General features: G+C 36.2%; 23 protein-coding genes and 1 other RNA gene. 6 read left to right on the top strand and 18 right to left on the bottom strand.

The features are described 5' to 3' along the window. The 3 genes from P256_RS01830 to mfd all read right to left on the bottom strand — a co-directional run bounded on the left by P256_RS01830 (window position 1) and on the right by mfd (window position 5545). Window positions 1-1467, bottom strand: a complete 1467-nt coding sequence (locus tag P256_RS01830) for an adenylate/guanylate cyclase domain-containing protein (RefSeq protein ID WP_023271977.1) — start codon at window positions 1465-1467, stop codon at window positions 1-3. A gap of 49 nt (window positions 1468-1516) precedes the next feature. Next, window positions 1517-1951: an HIT domain-containing protein gene (locus P256_RS01825; RefSeq protein ID WP_023271976.1), complete on the bottom strand. Its 435-nt coding sequence runs from the start codon at window positions 1949-1951 to the stop codon at window positions 1517-1519. 129 nt (window positions 1952-2080) lie between these two features. Next, complete coding sequence (mfd, locus tag P256_RS01820) at window positions 2081-5545, bottom strand: transcription-repair coupling factor (RefSeq protein WP_040331732.1); 3465 nt, start codon at window positions 5543-5545, stop codon at window positions 2081-2083. 392 nt (window positions 5546-5937) lie between these two features. Here mfd and rpsT point away from each other — a divergent pair, with 392 nt between their 5' ends. Then, window positions 5938-6207 carry a 30S ribosomal protein S20 gene (rpsT, locus tag P256_RS01815; RefSeq protein ID WP_023271974.1) on the top strand — a complete coding sequence of 90 codons (270 nt, stop codon included), beginning with the start codon at window positions 5938-5940 and terminating at the stop codon, window positions 6205-6207. A gap of 24 nt (window positions 6208-6231) precedes the next feature. Here rpsT and P256_RS01810 read toward each other — a convergent pair whose 3' ends face one another. Both P256_RS01810 and P256_RS01805 read right to left on the bottom strand, forming a co-directional pair. Further along, entirely contained in the window at window positions 6232-6969 is a 738-nt protein-coding gene (locus tag P256_RS01810) for a histidine phosphatase family protein (protein ID WP_023271973.1), read from the bottom strand. 52 nt (window positions 6970-7021) lie between these two features. Further along, window positions 7022-7897 (bottom strand): 3'(2'),5'-bisphosphate nucleotidase CysQ family protein, encoded by an 876-nt coding sequence (locus tag P256_RS01805; RefSeq protein WP_023271972.1) that lies wholly within the window; start codon window positions 7895-7897, stop codon window positions 7022-7024. A 186-nt stretch (window positions 7898-8083) separates the two neighbouring features. Between P256_RS01805 and P256_RS01800 the strand changes: the two genes are divergently transcribed. The 3 genes from P256_RS01800 (at window position 8084) to P256_RS01790 (ending at window position 10239) form a co-directional block, all read left to right on the top strand. Further along, on the top strand, window positions 8084-8530 hold the full coding sequence (locus P256_RS01800; protein WP_023271971.1) for an RNA-binding S4 domain-containing protein: 447 nt from the start codon (window positions 8084-8086) through the stop codon (window positions 8528-8530). A 143-nt stretch (window positions 8531-8673) separates the two neighbouring features. Further along, entirely contained in the window at window positions 8674-9702 is a 1029-nt protein-coding gene (gene recA, locus P256_RS01795) for a recombinase RecA (protein WP_023271970.1), read from the top strand. A gap of 63 nt (window positions 9703-9765) precedes the next feature. Beyond that, window positions 9766-10239, top strand: a complete 474-nt coding sequence (locus P256_RS01790; protein ID WP_023271969.1) for a regulatory protein RecX — start codon at window positions 9766-9768, stop codon at window positions 10237-10239. A gap of 12 nt (window positions 10240-10251) precedes the next feature. On the opposite strand, the gene ffs is transcribed toward P256_RS01790, so the two are convergent. Further along, window positions 10252-10348, bottom strand: an RNA gene (gene ffs / locus P256_RS13070) — signal recognition particle sRNA small type. Between the two features lie 214 nt (window positions 10349-10562). On the opposite strand from ffs, the gene P256_RS01785 reads away from it, so the two are divergent. After that, the gene (locus tag P256_RS01785; RefSeq protein ID WP_023271968.1) at window positions 10563-11423 is read left to right on the top strand and encodes a YbgF trimerization domain-containing protein; all 861 of its coding nucleotides are present in this window, start codon (window positions 10563-10565) and stop codon (window positions 11421-11423) included. A gap of 58 nt (window positions 11424-11481) precedes the next feature. Here the strand turns inward: P256_RS01785 and lpxA are convergent, their stop codons facing one another. From lpxA to rimO, 12 genes are all read right to left on the bottom strand, one after another. Beyond that, on the bottom strand, window positions 11482-12270 hold the full coding sequence (gene lpxA, locus P256_RS01780) for an acyl-ACP--UDP-N-acetylglucosamine O-acyltransferase (protein ID WP_023271967.1): 789 nt from the start codon (window positions 12268-12270) through the stop codon (window positions 11482-11484). Window positions 12271-12277: 7 nt separating this feature from the next. Beyond that, on the bottom strand, window positions 12278-12757 hold the full coding sequence (gene fabZ, locus P256_RS01775) for a 3-hydroxyacyl-ACP dehydratase FabZ (RefSeq protein WP_023271966.1): 480 nt from the start codon (window positions 12755-12757) through the stop codon (window positions 12278-12280). 1 nt (window position 12758) lies between these two features. Further along, entirely contained in the window at window positions 12759-13829 is a 1071-nt protein-coding gene (lpxD, locus tag P256_RS01770; protein WP_023271965.1) for a UDP-3-O-(3-hydroxymyristoyl)glucosamine N-acyltransferase, read from the bottom strand. 3 nt (window positions 13830-13832) lie between these two features. Then, a complete protein-coding gene (locus tag P256_RS01765; RefSeq protein WP_023271964.1) occupies window positions 13833-14321 on the bottom strand; it encodes an OmpH/Skp family outer membrane protein in 489 nt (162 codons plus the stop codon). A gap of 43 nt (window positions 14322-14364) precedes the next feature. Further along, the gene (bamA, locus tag P256_RS01760) at window positions 14365-16797 is read right to left on the bottom strand and encodes an outer membrane protein assembly factor BamA (RefSeq protein ID WP_023271963.1); all 2433 of its coding nucleotides are present in this window, start codon (window positions 16795-16797) and stop codon (window positions 14365-14367) included. 40 nt (window positions 16798-16837) lie between these two features. Continuing rightward, a complete protein-coding gene (gene rseP / locus P256_RS01755; RefSeq protein WP_023271962.1) occupies window positions 16838-18193 on the bottom strand; it encodes an RIP metalloprotease RseP in 1356 nt (451 codons plus the stop codon). 3 nt (window positions 18194-18196) lie between these two features. After that, entirely contained in the window at window positions 18197-19396 is a 1200-nt protein-coding gene (gene ispC / locus P256_RS01750; RefSeq protein ID WP_023271961.1) for a 1-deoxy-D-xylulose-5-phosphate reductoisomerase, read from the bottom strand. Further along, window positions 19396-20220, bottom strand: coding sequence for a phosphatidate cytidylyltransferase (locus P256_RS01745; protein WP_023271960.1), 825 nt, complete (start codon window positions 20218-20220; stop codon window positions 19396-19398). Before P256_RS01745 ends, ispC begins: the two co-directional genes overlap by 1 nt. A 3-nt stretch (window positions 20221-20223) precedes the next feature. Then, complete coding sequence (gene uppS, locus P256_RS01740; protein WP_023271959.1) at window positions 20224-20973, bottom strand: polyprenyl diphosphate synthase; 750 nt, start codon at window positions 20971-20973, stop codon at window positions 20224-20226. A gap of 3 nt (window positions 20974-20976) precedes the next feature. Then, complete coding sequence (frr, locus tag P256_RS01735; protein WP_023271958.1) at window positions 20977-21531, bottom strand: ribosome recycling factor; 555 nt, start codon at window positions 21529-21531, stop codon at window positions 20977-20979. A gap of 75 nt (window positions 21532-21606) precedes the next feature. Then, entirely contained in the window at window positions 21607-22335 is a 729-nt protein-coding gene (pyrH, locus tag P256_RS01730) for a UMP kinase (RefSeq protein ID WP_023271957.1), read from the bottom strand. Between the two features lie 30 nt (window positions 22336-22365). Continuing rightward, window positions 22366-23709, bottom strand: a complete 1344-nt coding sequence (gene rimO / locus P256_RS01725; protein WP_023271956.1) for a 30S ribosomal protein S12 methylthiotransferase RimO — start codon at window positions 23707-23709, stop codon at window positions 22366-22368. Window positions 23710-24066: 357 nt separating this feature from the next. Between rimO and glnL the strand changes: the two genes are divergently transcribed. Then, window positions 24067-25167, top strand: coding sequence for a nitrogen regulation protein NR(II) (gene glnL, locus P256_RS01720; RefSeq protein WP_023271955.1), 1101 nt, complete (start codon window positions 24067-24069; stop codon window positions 25165-25167). Window position 25168: the final 1 nt, after the last annotated feature.

Raw genomic sequence — 25168 nt, 5'->3', positions numbered from 1 at the left:
TTAATATGGGGGTTTTTTATGTATATCAACAATCTCAACCACTTGGTCTTCTAATCGTAAACGTGCAACGCCATTTTCAGTTGTTATACTTTTTTGCTGCTCTATTCGTGTAATGGCTTTTTCAAGTACAGTAACTAAATTATCATACTCATAGTGCTGAACTTCTTCTAAATTTAATAATAAATGAAAGCCCTTATATTCATAGTCAAACCATTTTTGTGTCTCTGATTTTATCCCTGTATATTTATCTAAAACTTGCCATGTATCTGTACTATTTTGTAGTCCTTTCAACTTAATAGATTGCTTTGGAATACAAATAAACTCATCTTTAATTAAATTATAAGTAGAATCAGCAATTAAAATTTCATCAATATCTGCAACACCTTGTAATCTAGATGCGAGATTAACATCGTGACCGATCACTGTATATGACATCCGATAATCTGAGCCATAGTTTCCAACGTGACAATATCCTGTACTTACTCCCATGCGCACATGTAACTCAGGGAATCCCATTTTAAGCCATCTTTCACGCAAGACATGCATTTGCTGACGCATGCTAATTGCCATTTCAATGCAATTTTTAGCATCTTGCTCAATGCCATTACTATGCGGGTCGCCAAAAAAAATAAGAACACCATCACCGATAAACTTATCTAAAGTTGCTTCATATTTTTTAGCAATTTCAGTCATATGACTTAAATAGTCATTTAAAACGAATGCTAAATCATCAGGAATAAGTTTTTCAGATAGCTCCGTAAACCCTTGGATATCTGAGAAAAATACTGTCATTTTTTTTCTTTTATATTCAATTTTTGCTTGTGTCTGACCACTCATAATTGATTGCCACAATTGATTTGGTGCATAACGACTCAACTGTGTAGAAAATTGAACATAGCGATTCATTTGTTCTTGATAATAGTCTTTTGTATTTTCTAAGTGATGAATATATTGCTTATTAAAATAGAACCCTGAACCTAAATAAAGTAAAAAACAAATAAGACTATATATTGCTAATCTTAGGCTATCTAGAGCAAAATAATTTTCAAAGCCAAAGAAAATAATTGCATTTAAATAAATAACGATTAACGAAATAATGAAGGCGAAGCTATAAGTAAAGAAAGATATTTTTGTTAAGCTTTTCACACACCAAAGTGTAGTAAGTGTTAAAGCGCTAAATACAATAGAAAAATGTGTTGAAGCCAATGCTACAGCAACAATTATTGAATCTAAAATAAAAAGAACTTGTCGTGCATAAAATTCATTAAACTCGTATTTAACATAGAAAAATAATTTTAATGATAATGGAAAAATAATCAGAGAAAGAATAGGTACAATAAGGTGCTGTAACTGCAACGGCACAGCGAAATAATAGAGTAATACGCCTAAAGACAGCAATAAATACGCCATCAACCGATATAAGCTCTCAACAACAAAGCGGTTATTTATAACACGGTCAAATGACATCTTATTGCTGCCCTCCCAAAACAGCGCTTTTCACTTCAATTTTGTAGTTTTAGTCCATACGCCAATCAAACGGCATATCACCTTGCCCTCTTAAAGCAAGCATAAGTGTTTGACGCATATGCGTAAGGACTTCATTATTATAAGGCACAGCTTCTTGCCCCCATACAGGCTTTGGCCAAGCTGTATCATTTTGATAACGCACAACATGATGAAAATGAAGTTGAGGAACAACATTACCTAATGCTGCAACATTCATTTTATCAGCACGAAATACACGTGAAAGCTGACTAGATAACCAGCTAGACTCACGCAAGAATTGTTCTTGGTCAGCTTGGCTTAATTCATATAACTCTGTTACACCAGGAACACGAGGAATAAGTACTAACCAAGGAAACTGCATATCATTCATTAAACGACATGTTGATAAAGGAAAGTCACCAACAAAGAAAGTATCTTGGGCTAACTGTGGATGCAGACTAAACATATCTTTATAAATTATCAAAATGAAAGTAAGTTAATCTTATCATATAGAATTTCTCATGAATATGAAGCAATCTTATTTGTATACACATTTAAAGATATGTGAAGCCCTTTTCAGCACTTATTTGTTTTCTTAACGTGCAATATCTGAAGACAACTGCTTAAGTACATCGTTAATAAATTGAATTCTCTGATTATACTCCGAGAAATTCACCATAAGCTTAATACGCTGCCCACCATCCATACGGAAAAATTCTGGCGTTCTCTGAATCATTTGAATAATGCTTATCGCTTGAATAGGTGTATCTTGAGAGAACTCCATATAACCACCATGTGCACTCATATCAATTTTTGTTACACCCAGATATTCAGCTTCCAAGCGTATTTCATGCACACTAAATAATTGCTTCACTGTTTCAGGTAATAACCCAAAACGATCTATTAACTCCATACGAATATTATTTAACTTCTCGGAGCTATTTGTATTACTAATACGCTTATAAAATAACAACCGTTGATGCACATCACCTAAATAACTGTCGGGAATCAAGGCTGGCATATGCAAGTTAATTTCTGCAGTTAGACTTAATGGTGCATCAAAGTTTGGTGTACGGCCTTTTTGAATTGCTTTGGTTGCCTTTTCAAGCATTTCCATATAAAGACTATAGCCAATCGCTTGCATTGAACCACTTTGCTTTTCACCAAGTAACTCACCTGCACCACGAATTTCTAAATCCTCTGTCGCAAGCATGAAACCTGCGCCAAGATTCGTTGCACGTTGAATTGCATCCAAACGCTTTTCAGCATCACCTTTTAAGCCTTTTATTGAAGGCACAAGTAAATATGCATATGCTTGATGGTGTGAACGTCCAACACGACCACGCAATTGATGCAACTGTGCTAAACCAAGTTTATCTGCACGCTCAATAATAATTGTATTCGCATTTGGTACGTCAATTCCCGTTTCTACAATCGTTGAGCAAACTAAAACATTATAAGATTTATGATAGAACTGCTGCATCACATGCTCAAGCTCACGCTCACGCATTTGCCCATGTGCAACTGCAACACGAGCTTCGGGAATCAAAGTACGTAGATTTTCTGCTGTTCTCTCAATGGTATCTACTTCATTATGCAAGAAGTAAACTTGACCACCTCTCAGTAATTCACGCAACACAGCTTCTTTTATCGTTGCATCTGTCTCTTCCTGCACAAATGTCTTCACAGCTAAACGCCTAGCAGGCGGAGTTGCAATAATAGATAAATCGCGCATACCACTAAATGACATATTCAGTGTTCTTGGAATTGGTGTGGCCGTAAGCGTAAGCATATCAACATCTGCACGCATTGCCTTAATACGCTCCTTGTCACGAACACCAAATCGGTGCTCCTCATCAACTACCATGAGTCCAAGGTCTTTAAATTTTATGCTCTCTTGTAAAATTTTATGTGTACCAATCACAATATCAACTTTACCATCAGCCAAATCTTCAATGACCTTTTGATGTGTTTTATTTGAACCAAATCGAGAAAGTACTTCAATGCGTATTGGCCAATCTGCAAACCTATCTTTAAAAGACTCAAAATGTTGCTGCGCTAAAAGAGTTGTTGGTACAAGTACAGCCACTTGCTTACTATTTTGCACTGCCAAAAAAGCGCCTCGCATAGCCACTTCTGTTTTACCAAAACCAACATCACCACATACTAAACGATCCATTGGTTTCGCTTGCTGCATATCATGTAAAGTTGCTTCAATGGCATTTGCTTGGTCTAAAGTTTCCTCATATGCAAAACCATTGGCAAACTGACGATATAAAGACTCATCTAACTCAAAAGCAAAACTTGGTTTTGCCTGACGACGTGCTTGAACATGTAATAGCTCTGCTGCTACATCATGTATTTGTTCCAATGCCTTTCTTTTAGCTTTATTCCATGTATCTGTACCAATTTTATGAAGTGGTGCTAAATCTGGGTCACCACTACTATAACGACTAATGAGATGCAAATTTGAGACAGGTACATAAACCTTTGCTTCACCAGCATAATTTAATTGCAAAAACTCATGTTCTTGATTATCTATTTCTAAAGAAATTAAACCAGCATAGCGCCCAACTCCATGGTCTATATGTACAATAGGAGAACCAATAGTCAATTCTGTCAAGCTTTTAACTAGAAACTCTTCAGAAACTTCTTGCTGCCTTTTGCGGCGCTGCTGCACAATTCTTTGTTCATAAAGCTGATTTTCAGAAATAATCGCAATATTATTCGGTAAATCTAGGCCTCTATCTAAGGGTGCATGTGTAATTGCTATTTTAGATTTGTCACTTAGGAAGTCATTAAAAGAAATAATATTTTTGATTTCACCAAAAGCACTTCTTAAAGAGTCTTTTAAAGATTCGCGACGACCTGCACTTTCAGCAACCAAAAGCACTCGCGCTAATGTTTGACCAATAAAATTTTGAAGATGATGAAAAGGTTGATCTTGCTTTATATCTACAGGTAATTTTTGAGGCTGTAATGTTTCAAAGTTAACCACTCCCGCTCTGAGTTCACGCTTTTCTTCTGTAAATAAAATACGTCGGAATTGATTTAACTTTTCAAGCGTTTGAGCAGGCTGAAGAAATAAATCTTCAGGAGGTAGAATTGGCTGATCAACGTTATGTCTACGATCTTCATACCGACGGTAAACTTCTTTCCAAAATTGTGCTAAATCAGCATCCATTGATTCATTTGTAATGACAATAGCATTACTTGGTAAGTATGATGAGATATATCCTTGCTCATTCATTACTTCTTTATCAAAGAATAAAGGAAGATAGAATTCAATGCCTGATGAGACAATACCCTCTAATACATCTTTATAAATTGGATTCTTTTTAGGGTTTGCACGCGGAAAAGCTTCTGCATAACGATCTCGAAACGTTGAACGTGCATCTTTAAGCGGAAACTCTTTCGCAGGCAGAATTTGGAATTTTTCAAGCTGCTCTGTTGTTCGTTGAGTTTCTGGATCAAAAAATTTGAGTGTTTCCACTTCATTATCAAATAAATCTATTCGAATTGGTGATGTTTGCCCAGATGCATAAATATCCATGATACTTCCACGAACAGCGAACTCTCCATGGTCATACACAGTATCTACTAAATTATATCCTGCTTGAATTAAGTTCTTCTTTTGTTGTTCTAAGTCTAATTTTTGCCCTACACGAATATCAAAGTGCTCACCTAACACCCAAGATGGTGGAGCAATTCGCTGTGTAAATGTTGCTGCTGTCATCAACAAAATACCTGTTGATGGCATATTTGATAATATTGATAAACGCTCTGAAACAATATCTTGATGTGGAGACAAACGATCATAAGGTAAAATTTCCCAGTCAGGAAATGTGATTGCCTTTTGACCATAAAATTCAAACTCACTTTCAAGCTGAGCAAGATGTTGATTATTTTTTGCAACAACTACAAATAACTGCTTTGGCTGATGCACCGCCATCTCTTTAAATAGCAGTGTACTTGATGAGCCAAGTAGTCCCCCTAACCAACGTTTTTCATGTTGTTTAAATTTTGTGAGGTTTAGTTCTTCAATTTCTTTTTTAAAAATAGACATGGAATCAAGATTTAATCTGCATTTCATCATTTATAATTTTACTATAATTTTTGAAATACGTCTTAATTTTAGTAAGATCAATTAAGCTTAGGCTATTCAAATCAAAGCTCACTGTCATAAATAGGTAAATATTTGATGTTATCGTATTAAAAATTAAGCATCTAACACCAATTCATGAAAATAATTACAATATAACGTTGTTTTTTTAGTCGAGTATTTTATAATTTGCATATCCTCTAAAAAACTCAGCAACCCCTTATAAGGGTTGACTTCATTGCGATGTTTCATCACAATATCGCACTTGTTTACGGGCTGGTTAAACAGTATTGAATTCTATTCAATATTATGCAGCCCGCCCAGACCAATCTAATTCAAGGAGTGCAAGAGTGGCAAACTCTGCTCAGGCTAAAAAACGTGCGCGTCAAAACGTTAAAGCGCGCAAACACAACGCAAGCTTACGTTCTATGGTTCGTACGTACATCAAACGTACTTTAAGTGCTATTGCTGCTGGTGACTATGCTGTTGCTTCGGATGCTTACAAACAAGCAGTTCCTGTAATCGACCGTATGGCTGACAAAGGCATTATCCACAAAAATAAAGCTGCTCGTCATAAGAGCCGCTTAAATACACAAGTTAAAGCTTTAGCTGCTAACTAAGTTGTATTTAAAAAAGCCCCTAATTTAGGGGCTTTTTTTATAAGCTCTAATTTCTTCCACTGAAATAAAACCTCGTTCTCCACGCCATATCCAATGTAGAATACACGTATCAAATGAGTCTCCTTCAAACCAAATAAAAACACCTTCCATCATATTTGGCCAGTCACATTCTTTTAAATAACTTTTCTTTGTAATAAATGCCAAAATTGCAGCTAAAATCGTATCATGCGTTACAGCAAGTGCCAACTCGGCTTCATATAATGGATGTCGACTATATAACAACTGCAAAATATCACATACACCAATTGAAGCATGTTTCATTCCTGGCAATTCATTACTTATAAACCCATTAATAAACCCTAATGCACCTTTTTCTTGAAAGAATGGTGAAGCTTTTTCAATATCTACAACCAAACTACCTGGCTCTACAAGTAAACCTTGTGAAATTACCTCTACAGGTACAATGCTCCCTGCACTTTCTTTAGCTCCCTCAATCATCAATGATGCTGTATCTAAACAACGTTGAATAGGACTAGAAATACATGAAACAATATGTCGCTGAGTCATTTTAGATAAAAAATTACCCCATGCTTTTGCAAGTTGACAACCATCTAGTGTCAGTTGCAAGTCATACCCTGCTAATCCCTTTTTTGTTGTAACATCACGTATTGAATGACGTGTAAACAATGTGACTGGTATATTCTTTTCGGGCAATAACTCAATCGCTTGCAACATTGTTGGTGGCAACAAGGTTAAAGACATAATAGGTATTCATCACTTTTAACTATATACACTATAGTTAAAACATATTTTTTCATCTCTGCAAAGTATCTAGTGCAGAAAATGCAATTTCACGCACTTTACTATTTCTAAATGCAATAAATTCATGATTCAGTAGTTCAGCGCGTTGGTTATAGGTAAAAGCCTCTTTATTTAGGCTATACAATCCACCACCAATAGCCTCTAATAGGTATTGACCTGCACTTGTGTCCCACTCATAAGTTGGATGAAATCTTGGATAAATATCAATTTCACCCTCAAGCATTAAGCAAAATTTATATGCGCTGCCACACTGTACAATCTCAACAGTATGATTTTTCGCTATTTCATCAAAATAAGATTGATATAAGCTAACACGTACACTTCCTTTCTGTTTTTTCTTACCTTGGCTTACAGCAACTTTCAGCAATTCTTGATGAGCATCACAACTTTTATCTAAAAAAATAAACCATCGTTTTGTATTGTATAAATATTTAAAAACCTCTCCCTTAACAGAAGTAATATATATTGAGTTATACATTGGTGCCATAATTGCTGAAAATATAGTTTTTCCATCAGCTACACGACTTAAGTTAATCGTAAACTCATCTCGCTTCTCTAAAAACTCTTTTGTTCCATCTAAAGGGTCTAGTAACCAAAACTCACGCCAACCTCCCCTTTCATCATGTACACCCTCTTCAGAAAGAAGGGGAATATGAGGTGTCCATAGTTTTAATTGAGAAGAAATAACTTCATGAGAGGCTATATCTGCTTCCGTTACAGGAGATTTATCTGACTTGATATCAATATTAATATCTTGATGGTTACAATAGTGATTATATACCTTCTTTATGACCCTACCTGCTTCTTCGAGCAATTCAACAACTTTTAAAACTGTTATATCTTCGGGCTGATCTGTAGTTATAAACATAAATTCAATATCCTATTTCTATTTTAGATATAGTTTATCCAATAAAACCAATTAATTTTGATAAAAACAAAAAATTATAAGAATAATTAATTCTACTTTTTCGTTATAACCACAATTCCTATTTGATTAGAGCGCCAATAATTGGTAAATATTAATAAAGTCATTCACCGCTGTTATAGGACACATATGAAGCAAAGCGTCTCCCCCAAAGAACTAGAGCATATGCGTATAGACAAATGGCTATGGGCTGCAAGGTTCTTTAAGACACGATCTATTGCAAAAGCTGCCATAGAAGGTGGCAAAGTACATCATGCTTCTGAGCGCGTTAAAGTATCTAAAGAAATTAGAGTTGGCATGGAGCTTACAATACAACAAGGTAAAGATAAAAAGACCGTTACGATTAAAAGTCTTTCCAATACACGTGGTCCAGCACCTATTGCACAACAACTTTATGAAGAAACTCCTCTAAGCATCTCACGCCGAGAGCTTATTTCTGCACAAAGAAAGCTAGACAACCTCGCAAAACCTGAAAACCGTCCTAATAAACGAGATCGTAGAAAAATAAATCAATTTAAAGAAGATAACTCTCAAAGCTACGATGAACAATGGAGTTACCATCATGAGACTTACTAAGACGACATAGTGTGTCGCAATGTAGATGAATCAATCTAGTGAAAACTTTCAAAATCTGTCACTATAGCTACATAGAAGTTAGAACAACAGACTGAACTGAGATTGTTTGCTGTTCATGATATATCGTATTTAGAGGCTATAAGATGGACGAAAACAAAAGCAAAGCATTAAATGCTGCTTTAGGACAAATTGAGAAACAGTTTGGCAAAAACACCGTAATGCGCTTAGGTAGCAATACCGTACAAGCAGTTGAAGCAATTTCAACAGGGTCATTACAGTTAGATATCGCTTTAGGGATTGGTGGTTTACCTAAAGGCCGTATTGTTGAAATTTATGGACCTGAATCATCTGGTAAAACAACAATGACACTTCAAGCAATTGCTGAGTGCCAGAAAGCAGGTGGCACTTGTGCTTTTATTGATGCTGAACATGCTCTAGATCCACAATATGCACGTAAGCTTGGTGTAGACATAGATAACCTTCTTGTTTCACAACCAGACCACGGTGAGCAAGCATTAGAAATTGCAGACATGCTTGTTCGTTCAGGTGCAGTAGACCTTATTGTTGTCGATTCTGTTGCCGCACTTACACCTCGCGCTGAAATTGAAGGTGAAATGGGTGACTCTCATATGGGTCTACAGGCTCGCTTAATGAGTCAAGCTCTACGTAAAATTACAGGTAATGCAAAACGATCAAACTGTATGGTTATTTTCATTAACCAAATTCGTATGAAAATTGGTGTGATGTTTGGTAGCCCAGAAACAACAACAGGTGGTAATGCACTGAAGTTCTATGCCTCTGTTCGCTTAGATATTCGTCGCGCTGGACAAGTTAAAGAAGGTGACGAAATTATTGGCTCAGAAACTAAAATTAAAGTTGTAAAAAATAAGATGGCGCCTCCTTTCCGAGAAGCATTATTCCAAATTCTTTACGGTAAAGGTGTCAATCATTTAGGTGAAGTTATTGACCTTGCTGTTCAACAAGATATTATTCAAAAAGCGGGTGCTTGGTATTCTTATCAAGGTAGCAAAATTGGACAAGGTAAAAACAATGTCATTCGCTACTTAGAAGAGAACCTTCCAATTGTAGAAGAAGTTGAAAAACAAATTCGCTCACAATTACTTGTTACACAAAAACCTGTGGAAACAGAGCAAGAACCAACCGACGCTTAACCCCCCTACTACTCTAGTTATAGTGACTATAACTAGAGTTTTCTATATATCTACTCTTTCTATATGCAATATAAACAAAAGCCTCAGAAAACACTCACAGGTGCTCGTCTACGATCATATGCTTATGCATTATTAACACGTAGAGAATACTCTAAAGCCGAACTCACAAATAAACTGCTTGAATATGCACAAGATGATCAAGAAGCTATCGACTTTATTCAACAATTACATGAGTATGGCTATCAAAGTGATCAACGAGCTGCGGAACAAGTTCTTAGAAGTCATTTATATAAAGGGCAAGGACCCCATAGAATAAAACAGAAGCTACAACAAAGGTCTCTTGACACATCTTATATTGATGAACAAATCCAAGAAACGGATTGGTTTACTGAAGCATATAATCTAAAGATTAGAAAGTTTGGAGATAATGTAGAGAAAGACCCAAAGAAAAGAGCAAAACAAATTCGGTTTTTACAATATAGAGGATATGACCTAGATATTATATTTAAAGTAGTTGATTTTAGTGAGGATTATTAGAATTGGAGGTAATCCTACTAGCAAAAACTCGGCACATCGCAGATCTGCTACCGTTGCTACCTTCCGGTCCTGGCGGGGTTCACAGAGTACAATTGCGAGATAACCAGTAGGATCACCATCACAAGGACTAGTATAGTGATTTTTATTTTACATGCAAGCATACCCCACACACATTGATTACTAATAAAACAAATATAATAAAAAATAAAATCAAATGCTTATTTTTAAGTCACTCTCAGGAAAATGCTGAAAGTTTGTAAATACTTGTTGCTTTATATCTCGTAAACTTGATAAATATACCTAAGTCTTTTTTGGGTCTTAATATGAATTTTTCTAAATATAGTTATAGCCTTCTTCCTTTAATTTTTACATCTTTAGTATATGCGGCACCTATTGAAAGTGTAAGCTTAAGTCAGGTAGCTACATCACAAACACAAAATACACCTGAATCTTCTTCTACTCCAGAAAGTGTAGCCGTTCCTGCCAATTTAAACTGGCAACTCATGCAACAAAATCAAAAACTTGATGAAGAAGTCAGAAGATTAAGAGGAGCTTTAGAAGAAGATGAACACACTATACAGCAATTAAAAAAAGACCTTGATAGTCACTATTCGAACTTAGATCAACGCTTACAAATTGTTGAGCAGCGTTTAGATGCCGATGAAAAAGCAGCCGCTTCTGAAGCATCTCCATCAGATAGCACTAGCACCTCAGAACCAACAGCACAAGACCAAAGTACACCCTCCGCATCACAGCCACAAGTCAATAGCACATCACAAACAAAAGGTGATGCAAATACAAACAATCAAGAAAAACCAATGAGTGAAAAAGATGCATATACTGTTGCATTAACAGCATATAAACAGGGTGGCGCAAAACAGGCTATTTCTCCTATGGAGAAATTTATCAAAAACTATCCAAATAGTGTATATATTGCTAATGCCCATTTTTGGCTCGCTGAGTTTAATCTAGCTATCGAACCTGCCAACTATACAACCGCAAAACAAAACTATGAAATAGTTGCAAAGCAATACCCTCAATCAGAAAAAGCATCTAGAGCTTTGTACCAACTCTATAGTATTGCTAAAGAAGTAGACCATAATGCAGTTTCTGCAAAATTATACAAACAGCAAATAATAACAAAATATCCAAAATCTAAAGAAGCTGGCTACTTTAAACCATAGAAATAAAAAAAGCTAAACTAGGTAATAGTTTAGCTTTTTTACTTTATATAAGATTTTATTATCTTATAATTCCACGCTTAGACTGCTCTAAAGAATCTAATAATAGCTGAGCTTCTTGTACATTCGGTAGGACTGTTTCACGAATCGCATCAATTGCTTCTTTTGTCGTAAGCCCATCTTTATAGATAAGTTTAAAACAAGTACGTAACCCACCTATCACATCTTTGGACCAACCACGACGCCTCATTCCTTCTAAATTCAACCCAAATGCATGTGCGGGATTTCCAGAAACCATCATATATGCAGGGATATCCTTTAATATAAGTGATGATGCACCTATCATACTGTAAGAGTCTACTTTACAGAATTGATGAATACCGGAGTTCCCACCGATAACAACATGATTACCAATATGAACGTGACCAGCAACACCCACATTATTGGCAAATATATTATGGTCTCCGACCTGACAATCGTGTGCAATATGGGTATTTACCATAAGTAAGTTATGGCTGCCTATTTTTGTCAAACTATGGTCTTGTGTCGTTCCGCGGTGCAGACTTGAATGTTCACGGATAATATTACTATCACCAATTTCCAACCAAGTTTCTTCACCTTTATATTTTAAATCTTGGCAAACCTCACCAACACTTGCAAATTGAAAGATTTCATTATTGGAACCAATACGAGTATACCCGCCAACAACAACATGTGAGTGAAGCTTTGTTCCCGAACCAATTGTAACATGAGGACCAATAATACAATATGGCCCTATTTTTACATCTGATGCAATGACAGCAGATGAATCAATTATAGCAGTGGGGTGAATATATTCAGTATTGCTCATGCCTGCTCTATATTTTCTGATGAGAGATAATAATTTCAGCTGTTGTCGCAACAACGCCATCTACAGATGCTGTACAGCTATACTTATAGATACCACGCTTTTGCATTACAAGCTCGGATTTAAGAACTAATTGGTCACCAGCAACCACTTGCTTTTTAAATCGAATTTTTTCTGCACCAGCAAAAAGAAACAGTGAACCTGGTGCTGGCTTCACATCATTCATTACAAAACCTAAAATACCTGAAACTTGCGCCAAGGCTTCAATAATTAAAACACCAGGCATAATTGGGTATTCAGGAAAATGGCCTTGTAAAAATTCTTCATTAATTGAAACATTTTTATAGCCGACAATACCATTATCAGTAATTTCAACAACACGATCGACCAATAGGAATGGATAACGATGTGGTAAATATTCACGAATTTGCTGAATATTCATTGGCAATTCAGGTTTATTTTGACTTGTTGTTTGAGATTCTGTGACCATATTACTTACGCATCTTTAAAGTTGATTCAATGGACTCAATTTGAGTTTGTATATGATCTAGTCGTTTGATCACTTTAGTCAATGGCACATCTGCTAATTGTCTTAATCTAACAATTGTTCTACGCCACTGTCCGCTTTCAAATAGCCCTGTTCCTGATGAATATGTGCCTGCCTCAAAAATGCTTTTTGTGACCATTGACATTCCTGTTAATGTCACATTATCTGCAATTTTTATATGCCCTGCAATACCACAAGCACCTGCAAATATACAGTTTTTGCCAATTATAGTACTTCCAGCAATACCTGTCTTCGCAGCAATGGCTGTGTTTTCGCCAACCTGAACATTATGTGCAATTTGCACAAGATTATCAATAATGACACCATCATGTAAAATTGTGTCATCTAATGCACCACGGTCTATACTACAATTCGATCCAATTCTTACTCTATTTCCTATATGAACAGAACCAAGTTGTGCAATTCTATGCCATGTCCCTTGATATGGTACAAATCCAAACCCTTCTCCACCAATCACTGTATTGGCATGAATACGTACATCATTACCAATTTTAGAGAATCCAGTTAGCGTTACATGAGAGTCAATAAAACAATTTTTACCAACCTCTACACCTACATCTAACTTAGTATGTGACTCAATAACTGTTGCATCACCAACAACACAATTCTCTTCAATAACAACATAATGACCAATATATGCTGTGTCTGAAACAATTGCAGATGGATGAATTTTGGCAGTATCTTCTATTCCTACATTATTTTTCTTTAATTCAAAAGCATGTGTTAATGTAGCAAATGCAAGATAAGGATTTTGTACAATAATAAAATTAGAAATATGAGGAAGTTTATCTTTAAACTCAGATGTAATAATAAGTACACCTGCTTTCGAATTTTGTGCCTGTTCTAAATATTTATCGCCATTTATAAAAGAAATATTGTTTTCATTTGCAAGCTCTAAACTTGACAACCCATTGACGATAAACTTTGGTTCGCCAATTAGCTCACCTTGAACGAGGTGAGCTAATTGTTGTAACTGATATTGCTTTTGATTCATTGATTATCTGATTGCATTAACCTTTTGAATCATTTTATCAGTTAAATCGTTGTTATTGTCATATGCAAGTGCAGCATTTTTATTTAAAACAACATCTAAATTGCCATCTTTACGTAATTGCTCAGCTGCCTGTTGCACACGAGAAGTAAATGTTTGGCTTGTACTTTGTGATGTTGCTTGTACTTTTTGCTGAATGCTTTGCTCAAGTGAGTTGATTTCATTAACTTTTGACTCATACTGAGCTTTCAACTGCTGTACTTCTGCTGGTTTCGCATTCGCTGCTTTTTCTTGTAAATCTTGAATTTCTTTATTCAGTTGCTCTGCACGTGTCGCGCTTGGCTTTACAGATTGCTGAAGTGACGCATTTTGTTGCTTTAAATAGCTACTGCTATCTACAACACGTTGCATATCTACAACACCATAACCCGCAGCATTTGCCATTGTTGCAACTGTAGTACTTGCAAGTAAAAAAGCTGTCGCTAATTTTTTCATTTGTGTTTCCTTTTAAAGTTAAATTATAAAATAGGCGTACTTCTTAGAAAGTACGACCAATTTGGAATTGTACATTTTGCGTGTTATCACCATCTTTTTTATTCAATGGATACGCATAGCTAATCGAAAGTGGTCCAATCATTGTATTCCATGTCAATCCAATACCTGCGCTATAACGTAAGTTACTTAGATCAAAACCGTAATTATTTTTACAATATTGTTTTCCACTTACGCTTGTCGTTCCATCATAAAAGTCTGGCGTATTTTTGCACTCAGTGTCAAATGTTTGACCACCCTCTACAAATAATGTTGGTCTTACATTCTGTGCCCAATCACCTTTCGATGGAACAGGTAAAATTAATTCAGAACCAAATTGTACAAGTGCATTACCACCAATTGGGTCTTTGTTATAGTCCACAGTTTTTGTTTTACTGTAGTATTCACCAGGATAACGAGGACCTAGTGTATTATCTTCATAACCACGTACTGACCCCCAACCACCTGCATAGAAGTTTTTCCAGAATGGTAAGTCATGTCCATAACCTACTTTACCATATGCACGTGCGCCAAAACCTTTACCAATAGGGAAGAATACTTGACCACTATATGTAAGTTTTTGGTATTCAGCATCACTTCCTGGTAGAGCAACTTCTAAGTTAATTGCATGCAACTGACCTGAGGTTGGGAACATTGGACGGTCTAATGTATTAAATGACCAGCCTAAATTCGCTAAATAGCTTAAATATGTTCCAGAATAGATTGAAACGCCTGTATTTGTATCTGTACTAGTCGTACCACCATGGTTTCTTAAATAAGCACCATATGCCGTAGAACCATAAATATCAGTCGTAACTTTATTGTTTTCTAAACCAAGAGAACCACTAATACTTTGGTTTTCATCAATTGGATATGAGAGACTAGCACTTGCACCAACAGCTTTAGAATAATAATCACTTACATGATAGTCTGAATAAGGCTTGGTTTCACGATAATACACATTATAACCTGCACTTACACCATCAATAGTGAAGTACGGATCTGTAACAGAAAGGTTGTAATATGTAGAATATGAAGATTTTGTAAAATCTAAACCAACACTATTCCCTGTACCAAGGAAGTTCGACTGACTAATACCCGCTTGATAAGTAATACCACCACTTTGTGAATAACCAATAGCAAGTGTACTTGTACCTGAATGTTGTTCTTCAACATTCACATCTAAATCAACTTGATCAGGAACCCCCGGGATACGTACTGGTTTAATGTCTACAGTTTTAAAATATCCAGTTCTTTGTAAGCGTATTTTTGAAAGGTCAATTTTTTCATTACTTGCCAGAGCACCTTCCATTTGTCTCATTTCACGACGTAAAACAGTATCAGCTGTTTTTGTATTTCCCATGAAATTAATACGACGAATTGTAACTTGTTGACCTGGATTAATATAATAAACAACATTCACGACTTTGTTGTCATTATCTATTTGTGGAACAACATTTACTTGTGCAAAATAATAACCTGCATTGCCATATTTTCTAAGCAACAGGTTTTTAACAGCATCAATTTTTTCTTGCGAGTATACTTCACCCTCTTTATATACTTGCAATGTTTTTAATTCTTCAGGCTTAAATAAAGTATCGCCTAAGAACTTTGTTGTTCCAACTTTAAATTGCTGACCTTCTGTAATAGATACATTCACGAAGATCTTTTGTTTATCATCATTAATATTTAAATCTGATGAGTTAACTTCAAAGTTGACATATCCATTATTTAAGTAAAGTGCACGTAATGCATCTAAACTAGCGGTCATTCTTTCTCTAGCAAAATGATCATTTCTTGTTAAAATTGAATACCAAGTACTCTCTTTCAATGCAAATGCTTGTTTAACATCATCATCACTAAAAACTTTATTACCAACAACATTCACTTCAACAACTTTAGCAGCTTTACCTTCAACAAAGTTCAAAGTTAAATCTACACGGTTATTTGGTCTTGCTGTACGGTCAATCGTTACTTTTGCGCCATAGCGGCCTTGTTGTATATATTGCTGTTCTAACTCAGTTTCAATATTTTGTAGTAAAGATGGCTTTAAGACTTCACCTTCTGCAAGTCCCATTTTCTTTAGACCATCTTGTAAAGCTTCCTTAGGAATGAGTTTATTTCCCTTGAAGTCAACCTTAGCAATGACTGGTCGCTCAGCAACTGTAAACAGCAAAGTTCCATCACTTTGTTGTGCTGCTTTGATATCATCAAAAAGTCCAGTGTCATATAAAGTATGTATTGCACTATTTAAAGTTGCTTCATTAACACGATCACCGCTTTTAATGGGCAACATACTAGATACATTGGCAGGTATCAAGCGTACTAGACCATCAAACTTTATATCACGCGCAATAAAGTCATCTGCTGCATAAGCTTGTTGTACTGCCGCCATTGCACTAATAAGTGCCAAAGGCATAAAAAGATGTGTGTGACGCATGCCTATTTTTTTCCACTAAGTTGAATATTTGTTAATCCTGTTATAAACGCATAAAATCATTAAATAAAGCAAGGATCATCATGCTACCAAGCAACACCATACCGATTTTAAGACCGATTAACTGTACTTGTTCTGAAACAGGTTTGCCTCTAATTGCTTCTATAAAATAATAAACTAAATGCCCGCCATCAAGCATTGGTATAGGTAATAAATTTAAAATACCTAAACTAACACTCATCAACGCCATAAATGAGATAAATGTTTGCCACCCCATTTCAGCACTTTGCCCTGCTACCTTAGCAATTGTAATCGGGCCAGACAAGTTTTCTAGGCCAATTAAACCACGAATCATTTTTACAACAGAGTTAAGCATCATGCCTGATATTTCTGTCGTTTTATTTACTGCTTTCGTAAATGCCTGCACAGGTGTGTATTTTATAACCTGCTTGTAATCATCAGGAATTGTTAATTTCCCCATATGACTTTGCACACCAAGCATACCAATAACATTACCCATATCATCTCTTTTGCCTTGAGGCATAACCTGCAAATTAAGCAGCTTACCCTGACGCAAAACTTGAATATCCAATAGCTTTTCAGGGGATTTTTGAACGATATCAACCACATCAAACCAATCAGGTGTAAGCACATGATTAATAGATACTATACGATCATTTACCTGCATTCCTTGAAGTGCAGCAGCTCCACCTTCACTCAGCTGAGAAACAACAGGGTCTATTTTTGGTCTATATGGTAGAAAACCTAAGGTTTCTATAGATGATACAGATTGATTCTGTAGAAAGTGTGAAATAGGTAAGTTATATAACTTCAACGTACCATTATGCTCAGCTTGAACTTGTATTGTTCCACTTTCACCTGCACGACGTACAAGTGCAAAGTTTAACCCTTCCCATGTTGATACTGCTGTTCTATCTACAGATATAACCTGATCGCCAACATTCAAACCCACTTCAGCAGCAGGTGTATTTGGAAGCACTTTACCTATTTTAGTATTAAGTTGTTCTTGTGTGGGTAAAAACAATAGCCAAAACAGTAGAATTGCAAAAAGTAGATTAATGATGGGGCCAGCTGCAACAATCGCTATACGCTTCCAAGGAGACTGCCTATTAAATGCATATGGCAAATCTTCAGTAGGGACTTGTCCTTCCCTTTCATCTAGCATTTTTACATAGCCACCTAGAGGAAGTGCAGACAACTTGTATTCAATTTTAGTTTTTTTTGATGTCCACTTAAATAATGTTGGCCCAAAACCAATTGAGTACACCAAAACTTTAACGCCTAGGCGCCTAGCCACCCAATAATGACCAAATTCATGAATTGCAATGAGTGGCCCTAAAAGAAAAATTGCTGCTAAAACAATAAAAACCACATTCACTACTTATTTTCCCATTTTTGTAACATACGTTTGTGCAATATTACGTGCACACTGATCTGTATCTAAAATAACTTCTAATGAATTCGCTTGAGCATTTTCTAACGAATTGAGTGTTTCTTCTACCACGTTCGAAATATTTGTAAAACTAATCTTATCTTTTAAAAATGCATCTACTGCAATTTCATTCGCTGCATTTAATATTGCAGGTGCTAAACCACCTGCCTGCATAGACTCACGCGCAAGTCTTAATGCTGGAAATTTTTTAGTATCGGGTGCTTGAAAGTCTAGTTTATTATTTACAAACAAATCTAAAGCTGAAACACCTGCATCTATTCGCTTAGGCCATGCCAAGGCATGCGCAATTGGTGTGCACATATCAGGGTTTCCCATTTGTGCAATGGTAGAGCCATCAATATATTGCACCATAGAGTGAATAATACTTTGTGGATGCACAACCACTGTAACAAACCGTTCTGAAATTGCAAATAAATGACATGCCTCTATTAACTCTAGGCCTTTATTCATTAGGGTTGCTGAATCTATAGAGACTTTCTGTCCCATAGACCAATTAGGATGTTTACAGGCCTGACTTGGAGTAACTGTTGCCAATTCAGCAAGGGGCGTATTTAAAAATGGTCCACCTGAGGCTGTTAACAAAACACGTGATATGCCCAACTTAGGCTCATTATTATTATTTTCAACACTCATATAATTTTCAGGTAAGCACTGAAAAATTGCATTATGCTCAGAATCTACTGGCAGCAAGAGTGCACTATTCTTTTTCGCTTCTTGCATCATAATGTCACCAGACATTACCAACGCCTCTTTATTGGCCAAAAGAACACGCTTCCCTGCTTTTACTGCTGCAAGTGTTGGTATTAAACCTGCAGCACCTACTATAGCAGCCATAACAACATCTACATCGTTATGTGAGGCTACGGTGGTTAAGCCATCTTCATCTGTAAGAATTTCTATTGTTTCTAAACGATTAAGTTTTAATAGTTGATATAGCTCATCTTTTTTTTCTTCAGGTACAACAGCAATTTTAGGCAGAAATTTCTTACATATATCGACTAAATCATGCATACGGCTATATGCAGTGACTGCAAAAATACTATATTTATTTGAGTTCTTCTCAAGAACTTTTAATGTACTCTGACCAATAGAACCTGTTGCACCTAATATACAAACTGATTGCTTCATTACAAATCAACCCCAATAAGCTTTAATAAATACACGCCTGCTGCAAAAATAGGTGCTGCAGCCAATAGTGAGTCTATACGATCTAAAACACCGCCATGGCCTGGTAAAATTGTTCCAGAATCTTTTACACCAACACGGCGTTTTATCATTGACTCAAATAGATCACCTAACACAGAGCCCAGTACCGTAATCACTGAAAGTAAAAGAAAGAGGATATGATCTCGTAAACTTAAATGCAGATAATGCAATTGAACAACCATTACAATAACGACTGAGGTACAGATTCCACCAATAAGCCCTTCAATTGATTTATTTGGGCTAACATTAGGTACCATTTTACGTCGCCCAAGTTTACGACCTACAAAATATGCACCACTATCTGCTCCCCAGACAAGAAGGAACAAATACATTAACCACCAAGGGGAATTCAACCAGACATAGTAAATCGATGTTACTGCAGCACAAATAAGTACGAAGCCAACGGCATTTAGCCCTTTATTATACCAGCCATCAAATTTAGGATAATTTTTTATACAATAAATGCTTAATAGCCAAATACAAATTGCAACACACCATAAGAGAAAAGCAATATCTCTAAAATAAAGCGTTACACCTGCTATAAGCAACATACCAACTGCATAACAGTAGGTAAAAATAGAAGTGCCTTGTTGCTGATGCTTAGGCATAAACTTACACCATTCATACCCACCAACTGCTGCCGCAATTAACATTAAAGCAAGCATCGGATAATGGGATGAGGTTGCAAACATACAACTCAAAACAACAGCAACCAAGACCAATGCGGTTTTTATCCGCTCAAACATGAATTAATTCTCAATTTTATCTTGTTGGATTTGTTCAGAAGTTTTACCAAATCTACGCTCTCTCTCCGAAAACACATCAAAGGCTTTTTGTAACTCTTGAACAGTAAACTCTGGCCATAATACCTTTGTAAAATACAATTCGGCATAAGCCAACTGCCAGAGTAAGAAATTAGAAATACGATAATCTCCGCCTGTTCGAATTAATAAGTCAACAGGTGGTAAATTTCCCAAAGAAATATACTGACCAAATAAATCAGCATCAATTTGATCGACACTCACTTTTTTATTCAGAACATCTTGCGCTATTCTTTTAGCACTGTCTGCAATATCCCAATGACCACCATAACTAATGGCAATGGATAAGGTCATTTTAGTAAAATGTGCTGTTCTTTCTTCAGCTTCTGCAAATAGTGCTTGTAAGTGTGGTGACAAACATGAACGATCACCAATAAAACGCAAAGAAATCTCAAATTTAATCATTCGAGGAATTTGCTCATGAATGGTTTGCTCAAGCAGAAACATAAGCAAATCAACTTCAGCTTGAGGTCTTTTCCAGTTTTCACTTGAAAAGGCAAAAACCGTGAGCGCTTGAACACCAACTTTACGACAATATTCAACAATTGGATCTAAAATTGTTTTACCTTCTTTATGGCCATCGCCTTTAGGTAAATGATTTTTTTTAGCAAAACGATTGTTGCCATCCATAATGATGGCAACATGTTGAGGTAAATGAATGTCTTCAAGCGTTGTCATTCATTAAACCTTCAATAATTCAGCTTCTTTATCTGCTAGGCGCTTATCAACTTCAGCAACATATTTATCTGTGATTTTTTGAATATCATCACTTGCACGACGTTCATCATCTTCAGAAATTTCTTTTTCTTTCAATAATGCTTTTACATCACTAAGTACATCACGACGAATATTACGTATCGCAACTTTTGCACCTTCAGCTTCTCCACGTGCAACTTTTTGCATATCACGGCGTGTTTCTTCAGTAAGCGCTGGTAACGGCACACGAATAGCATCTGCTGTAATTGGGTTTAAGCCAAGATCGCTTTCACGAATCGCTTTATCAATTGTAGATACCATTTGACGCTCAAAAGGCTGTACCAATAATGTACGCGAATCTTCAGCAACGACGTTAGCAACTTGGTTTAATGGAACATCCGAACCATAGTAAGATACCATTACACTATTTAAAATAGATGGATGTGCGCGACCTGTGCGTACTTTAGCAAAGCCTTGCTCCAAAGCCTCAATAGACTTTTGCATACGTTGTTCGCTGTCTTTTTTAAGATCGTTAATCATATGATCTTCCTTAAACTATTCAAAATATAAAACTAAAATTGGTATTAGTATAAAGAGCTTTCTGCCCCACGTACATTATTTAGTAACGTGAGTACCCTCTTTTTCACCCATAACAACCGAAAGTAGTGCACCTGACTTATTCATATCAAATACATGTAGTTGTGCACTATGGTCACGGCATAAGCAAATTGCAGTTAAATCCATTACACCAAGCTTTTCATCAAGTACTTGGTCAAAAGTAAGATGATCATACTTCACAGCATCATCATACTTACTTGGATCTTTGTTATATACGCCATCTACTTTTGTCGCTTTTAAAATCAGATTGGCTTCAATTTCAATACCACGAAGACATGCTGCTGTATCAGTTGTAAAGAAAGGATTCCCCGTTCCTGCAACAAACACACAGACTTCACCATTATTTAGGTGACGAATCGCATCACGGCTTGAGTATGGCTCAACAACTGTACCAATAGACAACGCAGACATTAAGCGTGTCTTAATATTACGGCGAACAAGTGCATCTCTTAATGCTAAACCATTCATTACAGTTGCCAACATACCCATTTGATCGCCTGTTACACGTCCAACAAGCCCATCTTTTTGTAATTGGCTACCACGATATAAGTTTCCACCACCAACTACGATACCAACTTGAACACCTAGACCCACTAAGTGTGCAATCGAGAGTGACATTTGATCGAGCACTTGAGCATCAATCCCCATATCACGATTGCCTGACAATGCTTCACCTGAAAGTTTTAATAAGATTCGCGAATAACGCGGACTATTTGTATCTGCCATCATACTTCTCCCAAACTCATAAATTTTGTATTAGTTCTTTTCAATCTCAATTAGCTTTGCAAATAAATCATATTCATCTGCTGCTGTAATTTCGACTTTAAGCCAATCGCCAACTTTTACTTGGCTTTTATCTATATCTTCGACAAAAACATTACCATCAATTTCTGGTGCATCTGCATATGAACGTGCGACAGCAACAGGATAATCTTCTTCTAAACTATCGACCAACACCGTCATATGCTGACCAACGCGTTGTTGTAGTTTTGCTGCTGAAATTTCTTGCTGAACCTGCATGAAACGCTCATAGCGATCTTGTTTTACTTCTTCAGGTACATGATCTGGCAAATCATTTGCAGTCGCGCCTTCTACAGGTGAATATGTAAAGCAACCAACACGATCTAACTGAGCCACTTTCAACCAGTCTAGGAGTATTTGGAAGTCTTCTTCTGTTTCACCAGGGAAACCCACAACAAATGTTGAACGAATAACAAGATTAGGGCACTTTTCACGCCATACTTTTAAACGCTCTAACGTATTTTCACTATGAGCAGGACGCTTCATTAGCTTTAATATACGCGGACTTGCATGCTGGAAAGGAATATCAAGATATGGAAGGATTTTACCTGCTGCCATTAAGTCAATTACAGCATCGACATGTGGGTATGGATAAACATAATGTAGTCTTACCCAAATTCCAAGCTGACCTAAGGCCTCACACATATCATAAAATTTAGTTTTAAGCGGTTGGCCGTTCCAAAAATCAAGCTTATATTTTGTATCTACACCATAAGCAGATGTATCTTGCGAAATTACGAGAACTTCTTTCACACCTGAGCGCTTTAAAGCTGCTGCTTCTTCTAAGACAGAACCTACTGGTCTAGAAACCAAGTCGCCACGCATGCTTGGAATAATACAGAACGTACAGCGATGGTTACATCCTTCAGATATTTTAAGGTATGCATAATGCTTAGGTGTTAGACGAATACCTTGCTCTGGAACAAGGTCAATGAAAGGATTATGTTTTGGTGGTGCAGGAACATATTCATGTACAGCTTCCATTACATCCTGATAAGCTGCTGCGCCTGTTACTTTGAGTACATTTGGATGCATCTGACGAATTTTATCTTCATCTTTACCTAAGCATCCTGTAACAATTACTCGACCATTTTCACTCATGGCTTCGCCAATCGCATCTAATGATTCTTGTACTGCCGACTCAATAAAACCACAAGTATTAACAACAACTAAATCAGCACCATCATAATCTGATGCTACTTGATAACCTTCAGTACGCAACTGGGTTAAAATACGCTCAGAATCTACCAATGCCTTAGGACAACCTAAAGAAACAAAACCGACTTTGGGGGACTTCATGAAACTCTGCACTCCACTAGAATGCACGTATTGTATGACTTTTCATGCCATAAGCATAGGTTTAAAAACTATAGATTTTAAAATGCACTAAAATATTACGAAGTTTTGTACAAAAAAACATAGTGCACTACTATTGTGCATAGTAAGATAATAAAAGTTAAACTAATTAGATATATGCACTAAATACCTCTTATTCATCTTCATCATTGCACCAAAAAATCATTTTCAGCCTCCAATAAAAGTTGGCTTAGATATTGCATTAACATATGCACAAAATCAGTTGTTTAGTGTTCCATAATAGGGATAAAAGTAAACCTACATCGTAATACGCACCATTTATAATCAGGATTATTAAACATGAACTGTACGCCGGTTATTGACTACCGATTGCTTGTAGATAGCCTCACAACAGCCGTATTACTTGTTGATGATAATCTCAATATATTTTACTTAAACTCTTCATGCGAAGCATTGTTTGATATTAGTCTATTACGCGCATCAGGAATGTCTGCTCTACAACTTTTAGAAACACCGAACGATATATTTAATACCAAAGACGCTTTAAAGAAAACACTCTCACAAGGACAAGCATACACACGTAGAGAAGCGATCATAAATGTAAACTTCAATGATATACATGTGGACTATTCTGTCTCTCAAGTCCAACCCTCTAAAAATACTGAACCATTTTTAATTATTGAGCTTACGCCAATTGAGCGAATGCTAAAAATTACAAAAGATGAAAACCTCATCCAACAGCATCAAGTTACACGACAACTCATTCGTGGTGTTGCACATGAAATTAAGAACCCACTGGGTGGAATAAGAGGTGCAACCCAACTCCTAGCTCGCAGCTTAAACGATAAAAAATACAATGAATTTACCGACATTATTATTAGTGAAGTAGATAGATTAAGAGTCCTTGCCGACACTATGCTTGGTTCAAGACAGCTACCAAGCTATGTTGATGTCAATATTCATGAACCTCTTGAAAGAGTACGCTCACTTGTAAGTAATCAAACCAAAAAGAAAGTAAAAATTGTTCGTGATTATGACCTGTCTCTACCAAGTATAAAAGCAGATCGTGACCAGCTCATTCAAGTCATGCTCAATGTCAGTATTAATGCTGTACAAGCAATTTTAGAAAATAAAAACTTTTTTCAAGATCAAGAAACAACTCCAACCCTAATATTTAGAACACGTATACAAAGATTAGTCACTATTAATAGTGTTTTACACCGATCAGCCGTACGTATAGATATTGAAGATAATGGTCCAGGTATTCCTGAAGATATTTTAGAATCCGTTTTTTATCCACTTGTAACCAAAAGAGCCAATGGCACAGGTCTTGGCCTTAGCATTGCACAAAACATTATGCACCAACATAACGGCATGATTGACTGCCAATCTACTGTTGGAAAAACAACCTTTAGTTTATATTTACCTTGGGAGTCATAAC

It is taken from the genome of Acinetobacter nectaris CIP 110549 (assembly GCF_000488215.1).
GTDB classification, from domain to species: Bacteria; Pseudomonadota; Gammaproteobacteria; order Pseudomonadales; family Moraxellaceae; genus Acinetobacter; species Acinetobacter nectaris.
This window is presented reverse-complemented; position numbering and strand designations above follow the sequence as displayed.

Excerpts from the sequence above, each read along its gene's own strand:
- pyrH (WP_023271957.1), bottom strand. The coding sequence starts at position 22,335 with ATGGCAGATACAAATAGTCCGCGTTATTCGCGAATCTTATTAAAACTT.
- P256_RS01830 (WP_023271977.1), bottom strand. The coding sequence starts at position 1,467 with ATGTCATTTGACCGTGTTATAAATAACCGCTTTGTTGTTGAGAGCTTA.
- P256_RS01785 (WP_023271968.1), top strand. The coding sequence starts at position 10,563 with ATGAATTTTTCTAAATATAGTTATAGCCTTCTTCCTTTAATTTTTACA.
- P256_RS01790 (WP_023271969.1), top strand. The coding sequence starts at position 9,766 with ATGCAATATAAACAAAAGCCTCAGAAAACACTCACAGGTGCTCGTCTA.
- ispC (WP_023271961.1), bottom strand. The coding sequence starts at position 19,396 with ATGAAGCAATCAGTTTGTATATTAGGTGCAACAGGTTCTATTGGTCAG.
- bamA (WP_023271963.1), bottom strand. The coding sequence starts at position 16,797 with ATGCGTCACACACATCTTTTTATGCCTTTGGCACTTATTAGTGCAATG.
- lpxD (WP_023271965.1), bottom strand. The coding sequence starts at position 13,829 with ATGAATCAAAAGCAATATCAGTTACAACAATTAGCTCACCTCGTTCAA.
- lpxA (WP_023271967.1), bottom strand. The coding sequence starts at position 12,270 with ATGAGCAATACTGAATATATTCACCCCACTGCTATAATTGATTCATCT.
- P256_RS01825 (WP_023271976.1), bottom strand. The coding sequence starts at position 1,951 with ATGTTTAGTCTGCATCCACAGTTAGCCCAAGATACTTTCTTTGTTGGT.
- P256_RS01765 (WP_023271964.1), bottom strand. The coding sequence starts at position 14,321 with ATGAAAAAATTAGCGACAGCTTTTTTACTTGCAAGTACTACAGTTGCA.
- P256_RS01745 (WP_023271960.1), bottom strand. The coding sequence starts at position 20,220 with ATGTTTGAGCGGATAAAAACCGCATTGGTCTTGGTTGCTGTTGTTTTG.
- rimO (WP_023271956.1), bottom strand. The coding sequence starts at position 23,709 with ATGAAGTCCCCCAAAGTCGGTTTTGTTTCTTTAGGTTGTCCTAAGGCA.
- recA (WP_023271970.1), top strand. The coding sequence starts at position 8,674 with ATGGACGAAAACAAAAGCAAAGCATTAAATGCTGCTTTAGGACAAATT.
- fabZ (WP_023271966.1), bottom strand. The coding sequence starts at position 12,757 with ATGGTCACAGAATCTCAAACAACAAGTCAAAATAAACCTGAATTGCCA.
- frr (WP_023271958.1), bottom strand. The coding sequence starts at position 21,531 with ATGATTAACGATCTTAAAAAAGACAGCGAACAACGTATGCAAAAGTCT.
- P256_RS01810 (WP_023271973.1), bottom strand. The coding sequence starts at position 6,969 with ATGTCTTTAACCTTGTTGCCACCAACAATGTTGCAAGCGATTGAGTTA.
- uppS (WP_023271959.1), bottom strand. The coding sequence starts at position 20,973 with ATGACAACGCTTGAAGACATTCATTTACCTCAACATGTTGCCATCATT.
- glnL (WP_023271955.1), top strand. The coding sequence starts at position 24,067 with ATGAACTGTACGCCGGTTATTGACTACCGATTGCTTGTAGATAGCCTC.
- P256_RS01805 (WP_023271972.1), bottom strand. The coding sequence starts at position 7,897 with ATGTTTATAACTACAGATCAGCCCGAAGATATAACAGTTTTAAAAGTT.
- P256_RS01800 (WP_023271971.1), top strand. The coding sequence starts at position 8,084 with ATGAAGCAAAGCGTCTCCCCCAAAGAACTAGAGCATATGCGTATAGAC.